This window comes from Amycolatopsis sp. cmx-11-32, from assembly GCF_047608695.1.
Lineage (GTDB): Bacteria > Actinomycetota > Actinomycetes > Mycobacteriales > Pseudonocardiaceae > Amycolatopsis.
Genome location: NZ_JADNQN010000005.1, coordinates 612,229 through 624,686 on the forward strand (window position 1 = coordinate 612,229; position 12,458 = coordinate 624,686).

At 69.1% G+C, this 12,458-nt stretch carries 12 protein-coding genes and 2 pseudogenes; 9 read left to right on the plus strand and 5 right to left on the minus strand.

The genetic code is table 11. The annotated features are described in order from the left end of the window. Nucleotides 1-30: 30 nt before the first annotated feature. Both pgsA and rimO read right to left on the minus strand, forming a co-directional pair. Complete coding sequence (gene pgsA, locus ACM6LR_RS19105; RefSeq protein WP_414937234.1) at nt 31-672, minus strand: CDP-diacylglycerol--glycerol-3-phosphate 3-phosphatidyltransferase; 642 nt, start codon at nt 670-672, stop codon at nt 31-33. Next, the gene (gene rimO / locus ACM6LR_RS19110) at nt 669-2,117 is read right to left on the minus strand and encodes a 30S ribosomal protein S12 methylthiotransferase RimO (RefSeq protein WP_414944211.1); all 1,449 of its coding nucleotides are present in this window, start codon (nt 2,115-2,117) and stop codon (nt 669-671) included. Before rimO ends, pgsA begins: the two co-directional genes overlap by 4 nt. 88 nt (nt 2,118-2,205) lie before the next feature. On the opposite strand from rimO, the gene ACM6LR_RS19115 reads away from it, so the two are divergent. The 3 genes and pseudogenes from ACM6LR_RS19115 to ACM6LR_RS19125 all read left to right on the plus strand — a co-directional run bounded on the left by ACM6LR_RS19115 (nt 2,206) and on the right by ACM6LR_RS19125 (nt 3,892). Further along, entirely contained in the window at nt 2,206-2,742 is a 537-nt protein-coding gene (locus ACM6LR_RS19115) for an amino-acid N-acetyltransferase (RefSeq protein ID WP_414937232.1), read from the plus strand. A gap of 332 nt (nt 2,743-3,074) precedes the next feature. Next, nucleotides 3,075-3,131, plus strand: a pseudogene (locus tag ACM6LR_RS19120) (hypothetical protein); the annotation flags it as partial. 119 nt (nt 3,132-3,250) lie between these two features. Next, a complete protein-coding gene (locus ACM6LR_RS19125) occupies nt 3,251-3,892 on the plus strand; it encodes a nitroreductase family protein (protein WP_414937230.1) in 642 nt (213 codons plus the stop codon). Nucleotides 3,893-3,939: 47 nt separating this feature from the next. Here the strand turns inward: ACM6LR_RS19125 and ACM6LR_RS19130 are convergent, their stop codons facing one another. Further along, nucleotides 3,940-4,374, minus strand: a complete 435-nt coding sequence (locus ACM6LR_RS19130; protein ID WP_414937229.1) for a hypothetical protein — start codon at nt 4,372-4,374, stop codon at nt 3,940-3,942. 94 nt (nt 4,375-4,468) lie between these two features. Further along, a complete protein-coding gene (locus ACM6LR_RS19135) occupies nt 4,469-6,970 on the minus strand; it encodes a DNA translocase FtsK 4TM domain-containing protein (RefSeq protein ID WP_414944212.1) in 2,502 nt (833 codons plus the stop codon). A 129-nt stretch (nt 6,971-7,099) separates the two neighbouring features. Here ACM6LR_RS19135 and ACM6LR_RS19140 point away from each other — a divergent pair, with 129 nt between their 5' ends. The 6 genes and pseudogenes from ACM6LR_RS19140 to ACM6LR_RS19165 all read left to right on the plus strand — a co-directional run bounded on the left by ACM6LR_RS19140 (nt 7,100) and on the right by ACM6LR_RS19165 (nt 11,878). Beyond that, nucleotides 7,100-7,909 (plus strand): lysophospholipid acyltransferase family protein, encoded by an 810-nt coding sequence (locus ACM6LR_RS19140; protein ID WP_414944213.1) that lies wholly within the window; start codon nt 7,100-7,102, stop codon nt 7,907-7,909. 58 nt (nt 7,910-7,967) lie between these two features. Beyond that, nucleotides 7,968-8,197: pseudogene (locus ACM6LR_RS19145) on the plus strand (flavodoxin family protein); the annotation flags it as partial. Nucleotides 8,198-8,300: 103 nt separating this feature from the next. Next, nucleotides 8,301-8,591 carry a hypothetical protein gene (locus ACM6LR_RS19150; protein ID WP_414937226.1) on the plus strand — a complete coding sequence of 97 codons (291 nt, stop codon included), beginning with the start codon at nt 8,301-8,303 and terminating at the stop codon, nt 8,589-8,591. Next, nucleotides 8,591-10,120 carry an alpha/beta hydrolase gene (locus tag ACM6LR_RS19155; protein WP_414944214.1) on the plus strand — a complete coding sequence of 510 codons (1,530 nt, stop codon included), beginning with the start codon at nt 8,591-8,593 and terminating at the stop codon, nt 10,118-10,120. The genes ACM6LR_RS19150 and ACM6LR_RS19155 overlap by 1 nt, the downstream gene beginning before the upstream one ends. Before the next feature lie 74 nt (nt 10,121-10,194). Beyond that, a complete protein-coding gene (locus ACM6LR_RS19160) occupies nt 10,195-10,734 on the plus strand; it encodes a hypothetical protein (RefSeq protein ID WP_414937224.1) in 540 nt (179 codons plus the stop codon). Between the two features lie 175 nt (nt 10,735-10,909). Next, entirely contained in the window at nt 10,910-11,878 is a 969-nt protein-coding gene (locus tag ACM6LR_RS19165; protein ID WP_414944215.1) for an EamA family transporter, read from the plus strand. Here the strand turns inward: ACM6LR_RS19165 and ACM6LR_RS19170 are convergent. Continuing rightward, complete coding sequence (locus tag ACM6LR_RS19170; RefSeq protein ID WP_414937223.1) at nt 11,855-12,442, minus strand: DUF305 domain-containing protein; 588 nt, start codon at nt 12,440-12,442, stop codon at nt 11,855-11,857. The two genes, ACM6LR_RS19165 and ACM6LR_RS19170, sit on opposite strands and share 24 nt — an antisense overlap. Between the last annotated feature and the right edge of the window lie 16 nt (nt 12,443-12,458).

Below are 12,458 nucleotides of genomic sequence, written 5' to 3' on the forward strand. Positions count from 1 at the left end.
CAGCGGACACGCTGCGCGCGGCTGTGCCTGTCATAAGCCCGCGGCACGCCGTCCGGCGGCACGGAGCCGCACCGCCCGCACGACGTAGTCGAGCCCGGTCACGACGGTCAGCACGAGTGCGAGCCCCATCAGCACCCACCGCACCGGCTCGGCGGCCGCGGGCAGGGGCAGCAGGTACGCGGTGATGGCCGCGATCTGCGCGAGCGTCTTGGCCTTGCCGCCCCGGCTGGCCGGGATGACGCCGTGCCTGATCACCCAGAACCGCAGCAGCGTCACGCCGATCTCGCGGAGCGCGATGACGATGGTGACCCACCAGCCCAGTTCGCCGAGCACACTCAGCCCGATCAGCGCGGCGCCGATCAGCGCCTTGTCCGCGATCGGGTCGGCGATCTTGCCGAAGTCGGTGATCAGCCCGTACTTGCGCGCGACCCAGCCGTCGACCTGGTCGGTGAACGACGCGATCGCGAACAGCGTGGTGGCGATCGCGCGCCAGAACGTGTCCGTCCCGTCGCCGGCGAACAGCGCCATCACGAACAGCGGCACCAGCACCAGCCGCGACATCGTGAGGAGGTTCGCCAGGTTCAGCGTCGGGACCGGGGTGGCCTCGGGGACCCGGGCGTGCTCACCGCCGGTTCCCTCGCCCGCCCCGGCGTCGCTCGGGGCGGCATTCACCGGTCGGCCTCGAGCGGCGCGGGCCGCACGATCAGGTCGACACCCTCGGAGTCGACGACCTCGCAGCGCACGAAGTCACCGACCGCCAGCGAGGGCAGGTCGTCCGTCTCGATCAGGACGCATTCGCCGTCGACCTCGGGCGCCTGGTGCGCGGCGCGGCCGATCGGGTCTTCGCCGTCCTCGGCCTGCTCGATCAGCACGTCGACGAAGTCGCCGACGCGCTCCTCGGCACGCTGCGAGGTCAGCTCCTCGACCAGCGCGGAGATCCGGGAGACTCGCTCGGCCACCACGGTCTCGTCGAGTTTGCCGTCGAAGGTCTCGGCCTCGGTGCCGTCCTCGTCCGAGTAGCCGAAGACGCCCACCGCGTCGAGCCGCGCACCGGTCAGGAAGCGCTCCAGCTCGGCGACGTCCTCTTCGGTCTCGCCGGGGAAGCCGACGATGACATTGGTGCGGATGCCCGCGCTGGGCGAGTACTCCCGGATCTGCTCGGTCAGCGCGAGGAACGAGTCCGTGGAGCCGAAGCGGCGCATGCGGCGCAGCACGGTCTCGCTGGAGTGCTGGAAGGACAGGTCGAAGTAGTCGGCGACGCCCGGCGTGGTCGCGATGGCCTTGACCAGGCCGGGGCGCGTCTCGGCGGGCTGCAGATAGGAGACGCGGACACGCTCGATACCGGCCACCGCGGCCAGGCGCGGGACCAGCAGTTCCAGCGCGCGGGCGCCGTCACGGCCGAAGTCCTTGCCGTAGGAGGTGGAGTTCTCCGAGACGAGGAAGACCTCCTTGACGCCGTTCTCCGCGAGCCACATCGCCTCGGCGACGATCTCGTCCGGCTGCCGGGACACGAAGGAGCCCCGGAACGACGGGATCGCGCAGAACGAGCAGCGGCGGTCGCAGCCGGAAGCGATCTTCAGCGCGGCCACCGGGGAGGTGTCGAGCCGGGTCCGCAGCACCCTCGGCCCCCAGCCGTGCTGCGCGTGCCCTGGCACCTCGACCGTCTCGGCGGCCGTCGGGCGCTGGACCGGGCTGATCGGCAGCAGCTTGCGGCGGTCGGAGGGGGTGTGAGACTCGACCTTGCGGCCCGCCACGACGTCGTCCAGGCGGTCGGAGAGGTCGGCGTAGTGGTCGAAACCCAGGACCGCGTCGGCCTCGGGCAGGTTTTCGGCCAGCTCGTTGCCGTAGCGCTCGGCCATGCAGCCGACGGCGACGACCTTCTTCCCGGTGTCGGACGCGGCGAGCAGCGTGTCGACCGAATCCTTCTTCGCGGACTCGACGAAGCCGCAGGTGTTGACCACCACGACGTCGGAGTCCTCGGGCTCGGCGGCGAGCTCCCAGCCGCCCGCCGCCAGCCGTCCGGCGAGTTCCTCGGAATCGACCTCGTTGCGGGCGCAACCGAGGGTCAGCAAGGACACGCGGCGGGTGGCGACAGGATCAGTGGTGGGAGAAGGCACGTGCCTCAGGGTAGCTGGCCTGTTCTCGGGGTCGGCGATCGCTCGCTCGGGCGAGTCCTCGGCCGGGCACGGCCTCGATGATGGCTTAATGGTGGATGTGCTGCCAGACCCCCTCGAACCGCTCCATCGCCGCCGCCCGGCCGTTCGCCGGGCGCGGATCGCGGACGTCCGCAAGATCAAGGCGCTGGTCGACTCCGACGCGGGGACGGTGCTGCTGGAGAAGGAGCTCGTCACCCTCTACGAGAGTGTCCAGGAGTTCTGGGTGGTCGAAGACGGTGACGACGTACTCGGCTGTGGTGCCCTCCACGTGCTCTGGGAGGACATCGGCGAGCTGCGCACCATCGCGGTCGACAAGACGTCCCGGGGTCGCGGGATCGGGCACGCGCTGGTGGGGCAACTGATCGGCTTCGCCCGCGAGATCGGGCTGAAGCGGCTGTTCGTGCTGACCTTCGAGACCCGCTTCTTCGCTGGTCACGGCTTCGTCGAGATCGACGGCACCCCGGTGACCCAGGAGGTCTACGAGGAGATGCGGCGCTCGGCCGATCCTGGTGTCGCGGAGTTCCTCGACCTGCCGTACGTGAAGCCCAACACCTTGGGCAACAGCCGGATGTTGCTGGAGCTTTAGAGCTTTCGTGAGCTGCGTGCGAAGGGGACTTTCCCCGCATCGCACGCGGCGAAGGGCGCTTTCCCCTCATCGCACGCGGCGATGGTCCCCTTCAGCTCTTCTTCCCTGACGGACGGAACCGAGGCACGACGCGGGTCGAGGAGATCCTCGAACCGGAGCAGATCGGGTACCAGTACGCGGAAGGCGTCCGGCATCCGGCATCCGGCATCCGGCATCCGGCATCCGGAGACCATCGAACCACCTGCTGGACCTGTTCCGGAGCTACCGGAACACCCCCCACCTACCCGAAGTTCCAGGCGTGGTGGCGAGAAGCCCAGCTTCCCGTGCTCGCCATGTGGGGTCGCGACGACCCGTTCTTCAACCCGGCGGGGGCCGAAGCGTTCCGGAATGATGTTCCCTCGGCGGAGGTTCATCTCTTCGACACCGGGCATTTCGCGCTGGAAGAGGACCTCGAACCGATCAGAGCTGATCGACCGCTTCCTGGCGGCGCGTCACTGAAAGGCGGCACATGGACACCTCGGTCACCGACCACCTGCTCAGCACAACGCGGTCGGTCCGCCGCAAACTCGACCTGGACCGGCCAGTGGAACCCGAGGTGCTCGAAGAGTGCCTGCGGCTCGCACTGCAGGCGCCGACCCCGGGCAACCAGCAGGCCTGGCGCTGGCTCGTCGTCCGCGACCAGGGTGTGAAGGACAAACTCGCGGAGCTGTTCCGGCGAGTGGGGAACGCCTACCTGGAGGCGAACGCCGCCGCGCTGGGGCAGGCGATCACCGAACCGTCCGTGGCGAGGGCGTTCGCCTCGGGGCAGCACCTGATCGATGTGATCGACCGGGTGCCGGTGTACGTCATCCCGTGCCTGACCGGCAGGCCGAGCGGCGACAACGCGACCGACGCCGCGTTCTACGGCGGCATCTTCCCGGCGGTATGGAACTTCCAGCTGGCGCTGCGGTCGCGCGGCCTCGGCTCGACGCTCACGACGTATCACCTGACGCACGAGGCGGAGGCGGCCGAGATCCTCGGCATCCCCTCCGATGTCACGCAGGTCGGACTGCTGCCGGTCGCCTACACGACGGTGCCGGACTTCAAGCCCGCGTCGCGCGTGCCGCTGCCGGAAGTCGCGTACCTCGACGGCTGGGGCAACGCGCTCTAAGGCTGGGGTGGTCGAGTGGGTAAGGACGGTCAGAACCGTTTTGCCACTCACGAGACCCGCAGGGTGACCTGGTCGCCGCCCGAACTCACGGCGACCAGGTCCACCCGGCAGCCGGCGAACTCGACGGACTGCCTGCCACCTCGTCCGGTGGAGGCGACTTCCGCCGTCGTCCGCTCACCGCGTCCGGGTTCGGCCAGGGTCAGCTCGACCACGGCCTCTCCTTCCCAGACGCAGACCGTGTCCGCGGGGCAGCGGGAATCGGACACCAAACGGGCGAAGCGGATACTGACGTCTTTCGACGCGACCTCGGTCGTGTCACCGACTTTGAGGACGACGGTCTCCCCCAGCCCCACGGTGCGCTGGGGTTGCTGCACCGGGGCGAGCTGGGCCGCCGCGGGTTGTTCGCGCGCGGCGGAGCTGTCGGCCCCGCAGGCGAGACCGGCCAGGGCGCAGAGGACGACGAGCAGCTTCTTGGGGTCCACTGAGTGAGGACGTAACGAAGCAGCTGGCCCGTTGCATCGGTTTTTCAAGTGTCCTGAAAGCCCCTTTATGACACACCTGACCTCCAGGGCCAGGTCAGTCGTCGTCGGAGACGTCCCCGCCGTTCGCGTCCCCGCCGCCGCGGATCATGAACAGCACCGACTCCAGCTCCTCCGGCTTGATCAGCACGTCCCGCGCCTTCGAGCCCTCTGAAGGCCCGACGACGCCCCGGCTTTCCAACAGGTCCATCAGGCGCCCGGCCTTGGCGAAGCCGACGCGCAGTTTCCGCTGCAGCATCGACGTGGAGCCGAACTGCGAGGTGACGATCAGCTCGGCGGCCTGCAGAAGGACGTCGAGGTCGTCGCCGATGTCGGAGTCGATCTCCTTCTTCTCGCCAGCCTTCGCCGCGGTGACGCCGTCCTGGTAGTTCGGCTGCGCCTGCTCCTTCGCGAAGTTGACGACGGCCGAGATCTCCTCGTCGCCGACGAAGGCACCCTGGATACGGACCGGCTTCCCGGCACCCATCGGCAGGTACAGCGCGTCACCCATACCGATGAGCTTCTCCGCGCCCGGCTGGTCGAGGATGACCCGCGAGTCGGTGAGCGAGGAGGTCGCGAACGCCAGCCGCGAGGGCACGTTGGTCTTGATCAGGCCGGTCACGACATCGACCGACGGACGCTGCGTCGCCAGGACCAGGTGGATACCGGCGGCACGCGCCTTCTGGGTGATCCGGACGATCGCGTCCTCGACGTCGCGTGGCGCGGTCATCATCAGGTCGGCGAGCTCGTCGACGATCGCCATGATGTACGGGTATGGCTCGTACACGCGCTCGCTGCCGGGCGGCGCGGTGATCTCGCCCGAGCGGACCTTCTTGTTGTAGTCGTCGATGTGCCGGACCTTGTTGACCTGCATGTCCTGATACCGCTGCTCCATCTCCTCCACCAGCCAGGCCAGCGCCGCGGCGGCCTTCTTCGGCTGGGTGATGATGGGCGTGATCAGGTGCGGGATGCCCTCGTACGGGGTCAGTTCCACCATCTTCGGGTCGATCAGGATCATCCGGCACTCGTCCGGCGTCGCCCGCGCGAGCAGCGACACCAGCATCGAATTCACGAAGCTCGACTTACCGGAACCGGTGGACCCCGCCACCAGCAGGTGCGGCATCTTCGTCAGGTTCGCGGTGACGAAGTGACCCTCGATGTCCTTGCCGAGCCCGATGACCATCGGGTGGTTGTCCTTGACCGTCGACGGCGCGCGCAGCACGTCGCCGAGGCGCACCATCTCGCGGTCGGAGTTCGGCACCTCGATGCCGACCGCGGACTTGCCGGGGATCGGCGCCAGCAGCCGGACGTTGTCGGTCGCCACCGCGTAGGCGATGTTCTTGGTCAGCGCGGTGATCTTCTCGACCTTCACGCCGGGGCCGAGTTCGACCTCGTATCGGGTGACCGTCGGACCCCGCGTGAAGCCGGTGACCTGCGCGTCGACGTTGAACTGGTCCAGCACGCCGGTAATCGCCTCGATCATGGCGTCGTTGGCCTTGCTGCGGGACTTCGGCGCGTCGCCGAGCTTCAGCAGGTCCGGCGGCGGGAGCTTGTAGTCGCCTTCGACGGTCCTGGTGACCGCCATCGGCGGCTCGGCCTTCTTCGGCTTCTTCTCCTCGACAGGCTTGGCGGGGGGCTTAGGCGGGCGAAGCGGCGTCGGCGCTTCGGCCAGCGCGGCTTCGATGTCGAGCTGCTCCCCCGCGTTGTCGCCGGCGCCCTGGCGGCGCCGCGACGGTTTCCGCAGGCGGACCGACTTCGGGTCGGCTTCGGTGACGGCGTCGCGTTCGTCGTGGATGGCCTTGCGCTCGGCCTCGGCCTCTTCGATCTCTTCGGGATCGAGACCCCAGCTGCGCAGCCGGTGCGGAATCTCCCGGACCGGGGTCCCGGTGAACACGAGGGTGCCGAACAGCAGCACCAGCACCAGCACCGGTACGGCGACCCAGGTGGTGACGCCCATGGTCAGCAGGCCGCCGGAGAACGCGCCGATCACCCCACCGGCGTACATCCGCGCGTCGTTGGTCTCGGGCAGCGCGGTGAAGATGTGCAGCAGGCCGAGCACGGACAGGATGACCAGGACGGTGCCGATGACCATCCGCGGCCGGGCTTCCGGTACCGGTTCGGAGCGCATCAACGCGACGGCCGCCACGACCAGGACCAGCGGCAGCGTCACCGCCCCGGCTCCCAGCAACGAGCGGGTGCCGATCTCCACCCAGCCGCCGACGGGACCCGCGGCCCGCCACCAGACGCCGAACGCGATCACCAGCGCCAGCGCGATCAGGCCGAGGGCGAGACCGTCGCGGCGGTGTTCGGGTTCGAGTTCGCGACCGCGGCCGACCGTCCTCGCGAGGGTGCCGAGCCCCTTCGCGAGCAGATTCCAGGTACCGCGCACGCCCTTGGCGAACGTGCCGGAAGACTTCTTCCTCGGCGCCGGGCGCCGTGGAGCGGGCTTCCTCGCCGTCGTTGACCTGGGCTTCGCCGGGGTACGCGGCTTCCGCGCCGGCCCCTTGCTGCCGCCGCTTCGCGCCGTACTCCGTTTCCTGGTCGTCGACCCGCTAGCCATGTCTCCACGGTAACCGCCTCGACCCCTTCAGTCCCGGGCGCCACTCGGAGCACATCGGAGAACATTCGTCTCAGGTCACAGCTCGAGCGGCCATCCGGGTGAAACGCGGCTCATGACATGCTCTGCCCCATGTTCGCGCTGCATCAGGATGAGAATTCGGCTCACCGCGCTCCGGCGATCTGGCGCACGATGCTGAACATCGACCGGGGGCTGGTCAACTTCGTCGGCAAACTCACCGTCACCGGCGGTGTCCCTGCCGAACTGCGCCGGAAGCCCTTGCTCATGACAGCCAACCACATCGGCGTGTTCGACGCGCTCGTGCTGATGGCTGCCTGCAAACGGATCGGCATCAACCCGCGGTTCATGCTGGCGGGCGGCATCCTCGACGCACCGGTCATCGGCCCGGCGCTGCGGGCCAGCGGCCACCTGCGGGTCGACCGCAAGCAGGCTTCGACGGCCATCGGCCAGTTCGCCGAGGCGGCCGAGGCCCTGCGCACCACCCGTGACCCGCTCATCGTCTACCCCGAAGGCCGGATCAGTCACGATCCCGGCCTGTGGCCCGAACGTGGCAAGACCGGTGCCGCGCGGCTCGCGCTGGCGGCCGGGGTGCCGGTGATCCCGATCAGTCAGTGGGGCGCGCACGAAGCCGTCTACTGGGGGACCGAGACCGTCAACGGTCCCGCCGACCTGTTGCCGCTCGCCAAGTCCGGGCTGAGCGCGCCGATGCGCCGTCCCCGCTTCCAGGTGCATTTCGGCGACCCGGTAAACCTGTCGGAGGTCGAGCCGGAGCGGCCGGGCGCCGGTGTCCGCGCGCACGCCAAGATCATGCAGGCGATCACCGACGGCTTGGTGCCGCTGCGCCGCGGCGAGCTGGACAGGCCGCGGTTCCACGACCCGACGCGGCCGACCGACACCGTCAGCCCCTGGAAGAAGTACTGAGTTCGGGATCCTGAGACGGGTGCTCGCGCTCGTCTCAGGTCGGCGGACGTGAGCACCCGACGCGGGTCCGCACCACGACCTGGCGACGCTGGAAGACCTGCAGTGGACGACGGTTTCGTGGCCGGGAGCACGATCCGGTTCGGCGGCCCCGCCGCCCAGTTCAAGTCCTTTTTGGACAGCACCGGCGGTTTGTGAGCCAAGGGAGAGTTGGCGAACAAGGTCGCGACGTCGTTCACCACCGCGTCCACCGCGCAAGGCGGGCTCGAATCGGGCAATCCGTACGGCGGCTGCAGGGGCGACGGCCTTTTCAAGAACGGGTGAAGGGAACCGCTCGCCCGTCCCCCGCGTCGTAGGGTGGTCACACAGGGTCACGCTACGGGGAGGAAGCGCGATGACCGGCGGGTACGAGGTGGTCCTGGAAGCGATCGGTGCCGCGTCAAGCGCGGCGGAACGGGCTTCAGGCGACGTCGGGCAGGTGCATCTCGCGGCCACGCTCGCCGGTGTGGCGGCAGGACTGCCGGGCGGCGTGTCCGGTGAAGCGGCGCGACTGCTCGCGGACGCCTGGAGCCGCGCGGTGCCCGGCTGGGCGGCGAACACCTCGGAGTACGCCGCACAACTCGGCGAAGCCGCCGCCCGCTACCGCTCGAACGAGCTGGCGGCGTCCCGGGAACTCCACGTCTGATGCTCACCTGGGGCGACGTGCGCCGATGGGATCCGGCCGCGATCGGCGCCGTCGCCGACGCGCTCAACGACGGCTGCACCCGGATCATCGCCGTGAACGACGACGTCGAGTCCATGGCGCGTCTCCCCGGCTGGCTCGGCGAGGCCGCCACCGCCGCGTCGACGCGAGGCGAGTCGCTCACCTCCAGCTTGGAGCAACTGGTGGCCGAAGCGTCCGCGGTCCGGCGGGGCGCGCACGAGGTGCAGATCGCGCTGGACCGGGTCGTCGCGTTCGTGCGGGAGACCGACGAACTCGCTTCCCGGAACGGCCTGATCGTCGGCTCCGGCGGGGAGATCACTTCTTCCGGTGGGCCTTCAGAGCCTCGCGTGATGGCGGAACTGGCCGACCGGGTCGAGCAGATCCTGCGCCGCGCCACCGACGTCGACGCCGATTTCGCCGCCATCATGCAACGGGCCCTTCGCGGCGAGATCACCGAACAGGGTGCCGGCACCCTCGCTCAAGCCGCGGACGCCGGCGCCGCGCAAAGCGGCCTGTCGATCATCCGGCCGCCGGAGAACGGCTCCCCCGGTGACAACAAGGCGTGGTGGGACAGCCTGTCGGATACGGCGAAAGTCGCCCTGCTGCGAGGAAATCCCGGGCTCATCGGGAATCTCGACGGCATCCCGGCCACCGACCGCGACGCCGCCAACCGCGCCGTCCTCGCCAGTGAAATCGCGCGGCTGCGAGGTGATCCGAAGGTGAAAGGCCTGGAAGCCATCGCGCGGCGGCTGGACCAGCCGGAACCGCGGGCGTTCCTGCTGGGGCTGGACACCAGCGGCGACGGGAAGGCGATCGTGTCCGCGGGGAACCCGGACACGGCGATGAACGTGGCGACGTACGTGCCGGGGACCGGGTCGGAACTGGCGAAGATCGGCGGCGACCTGAACCGCTCCGACAAGATGTGGGCCGTGGCGACTACCGCGGGCTCCCCGTCGACCGCGGTGATCACCTGGCTCGGCTACGACGCTCCGAACGGGCTCACCGACGCCGCGAGCGAAAAGTACGCCGATGGAGGTAGAGCCGCACTCACCCAATTCCAGGAAGGGCTGCGGGAAACGCATCAAGGGACGCCGTCGCACAACACGGTGATGGGCCACAGCTACGGCACGACGGTCGTCGGTCACGCCGCCCGCGACGGCGGCCTCGCCGCGGACGAACTCGTCTTCGTGGCGAGCCCGGGAGTCGGCGCGCACGATGTGAGCGAACTGCATCTCGATGGGGTGGATCAGGGCGACGTCGGCGAGCATGTGCACGCGACAGTGGCGGAACACGACATGATCAATCTGGCGAACCTCGAGGTCGCCGGGTACGACCTGGTGCTCGGTCAGGACCCGACCGACGCGGACTTCGGCGGGCAGGTGTTCACCTCGGCGCCGGGGACGGACGGGTTCGGCGGGTACAGCCAGGAAGCGCACAGTGAATACTGGGAAGACAACAACCCCTCGTTGAACAATCTCGGCCAGATCATCGCCGGAAAACCGACGACATGATTCATCGGACACTCCCGTTCATCCTTGCTTCGCTGCTGCTCTCGGCGGCCTGTACCCCTGAAGGTGGGGAGGACATGAAATCGACGATCACCGAACAGCAGGCCCGCGACAAGGTCGAGCAGTACATCCAGGGGGCGCTCTCGGCCTTGCCCGCCCCTGCCGAGCTGAAGGTATTCACTCGAAACCGTTCTGAGTGCACTGACCCCACCGACAACGGCCCCCAAGGCCGCTTCGAGATCTCCGCGACCTACGAGATCGTCGGCCTGGATTCCGCTCAGTTTCCCGGATACTTCACCAAGATCATTCAGTGGTGGGAGTCGCACTCGTTCCGAGTTCTGACCGACTCCCGGCCGACAGATCAATATGTTTTCGCGCGCAACTCCGGCGATGCCTTCGACATGTCGCTCAAGGCGAACGATCTCGGCAAGTTCTATGTCGGCGCGACCTCACCCTGCGTCTGGCCGAACGGCACCCCCGAACCCCAGGCCCTCGAAGCGCCTGTCGCCGCCCCATCGGAACCGGAACCCGCTCCGGTCCGCAGGCCTCGCCGCGCTCCCGTCGATGACGACGACTTCGACCGGACCGACTGGACCGACGGCGGCACCTCCTTCTGAGTCCAGTGACCGTGTGGATTTGGGACGGGAGATGCCCCGAAATCCACACAGTCCGGCGGGACCGTCCCTGTCACGACCGGTTCCGGAGGGGGTGTGTGGAAATAGGGACACTCACCGTCCCTATTTCCACACACCCCTTGCCCTGCGAGCCTCACCCGGCCTCTACCCTCCGGCCGTGACCGCCGAACTCGCCACCCCCTCCCAGCACGTCGCGCACCGCGGCCGGGGCATCACGCTCATCCTGCTCGCCGCGCTCTTCTTCGGGACGTCGGGCGTGCTGGGCAAACCGGCGATGCAGGCCGGGATGTCGCCGGAGCAGGTCGCGGCGATCCGCATCGGACTGTCGGCGATCGTGCTGCTCGCGCTGGTCGCCGCGTTCCGGCCGAGACTGCTCAAAGTGACGAAGCGCGAGTGGCCGCTGCTGCTGGCGTACGGCTCGCTCGGCGTGGCGGGCGTCCAGCTCATGTACTTCGTCGCGGCGGGCCGGATCCCGGTCGGGATCGCGATCCTGCTCGAGTTCACCTCGCCGGTGCTGATCGCGCTGTGGGTGCGGTTCGTGCGGCGGGTGCGGTTGCCGAGGGCGATGTGGGCGGGGATCGCGCTGGCGATGACCGGGCTCGTGCTGGTCGCGCAGGTCTGGGAAGGCCTCACCCTGGACGTCCTCGGGTTGCTCGCCGGGCTCGGCGCGGCGTTCTGTTCCGCGGGATACTTCCTGCTCGGGGAGCGTGGCGTCGCGAACCGGGATCCGCTCGGCATGGTGACCTGGGGGATGACGATCGGCGCGGTCCTCGTGTGCGCGGTCGCGCCACCGTGGACGATTCCGTGGGATGTCCTCGGCGTCCCGGCGACGTTCGGGCCGTGGCGGCCGCCGGTGTGGTCGCTGCTGATCGCGCTGGTGCTGATCGCGACCGTTCTCGCCTACGCGACGGGCATGGCGGCGCTGCGCCACCTTCCGGCGCCGGTGGCGAGCGTCGTGGGGCTGGTGGAGCCGCTGGTCGCCGCCGCCGCGGCCTGGTCACTGCTCGGTGAGGCGCTCAGCTGGATTCAAGCCGCGGGCGCGGTGGTGCTGCTGACCGGCGCGTACATCGTCCAGCTGAATTCGAACGTCGTCCAGACGGACTCAACCCTGCTGGAAGCCCCGTAGGTCACTGATCTCCTGCTGCTGCGAACGCGACGTCGTCGCGGCGAGGTCGCGGGCGTCGGGGTTGCGGCCGTGCTGGGTTTCGGCGTCGGCGATGCGGACGCCCGCCTCGCGCTGCTTCTGCAGCCGCGAGACGAACTTGCGGTCGAAGTCCTTTCCGGACAGTCCGGCCAGTTCCGCCATGTCGCCGGGACCGATGTACCCGTCGCGCTGGATGTGTTCGAGGTTCGGATCGTCCGGCGCGGGCTGGCCCCAGGACTCGATGAGCGCGGAGAGCCGCGCGATCTCCGGTTCGTGCGTGTCGATGACCCGCTTGGCGAGCGTCTTCAGCTGTACGTTGTCGGCGCGGGTTTCCGCCAGGGAAGCCAGATCCACGCCCTGCTGGTGGTGCGCGAGTGCCTGCCGCGCGAACGCGACATCGGCGTCGTTGAACGGAACGGCGGCCTGCTGAACCAGCGGTGACGACCCGGGAGGCGCCGTCTGCGCTTGGGGCGCCTCGTCCGAGCAACCGGCCAGCACGGCGGCCAGGGAGACGGCGGGCAGTAACCGGAGGACGGCGTGCGGCATCGAACTGCTCCTCGGA

Bases quoted from the DNA above. Each gene is read 5' to 3' on its own strand.
- ACM6LR_RS19135 (WP_414944212.1), bottom strand. From the start codon at position 6,970: ATGGCTAGCGGGTCGACGACCAGGAAACGGAGTACGGCGCGAAGCGGC.
- ACM6LR_RS19155 (WP_414944214.1), top strand. From the start codon at position 8,591: ATGCTCACCTGGGGCGACGTGCGCCGATGGGATCCGGCCGCGATCGGC.
- ACM6LR_RS19140 (WP_414944213.1), top strand. From the start codon at position 7,100: ATGTTCGCGCTGCATCAGGATGAGAATTCGGCTCACCGCGCTCCGGCG.
- ACM6LR_RS19160 (WP_414937224.1), top strand. From the start codon at position 10,195: ATGAAATCGACGATCACCGAACAGCAGGCCCGCGACAAGGTCGAGCAG.
- ACM6LR_RS19170 (WP_414937223.1), bottom strand. From the start codon at position 12,442: ATGCCGCACGCCGTCCTCCGGTTACTGCCCGCCGTCTCCCTGGCCGCC.
- ACM6LR_RS19150 (WP_414937226.1), top strand. From the start codon at position 8,301: ATGACCGGCGGGTACGAGGTGGTCCTGGAAGCGATCGGTGCCGCGTCA.
- ACM6LR_RS19115 (WP_414937232.1), top strand. From the start codon at position 2,206: ATGGTGGATGTGCTGCCAGACCCCCTCGAACCGCTCCATCGCCGCCGC.
- ACM6LR_RS19125 (WP_414937230.1), top strand. From the start codon at position 3,251: ATGGACACCTCGGTCACCGACCACCTGCTCAGCACAACGCGGTCGGTC.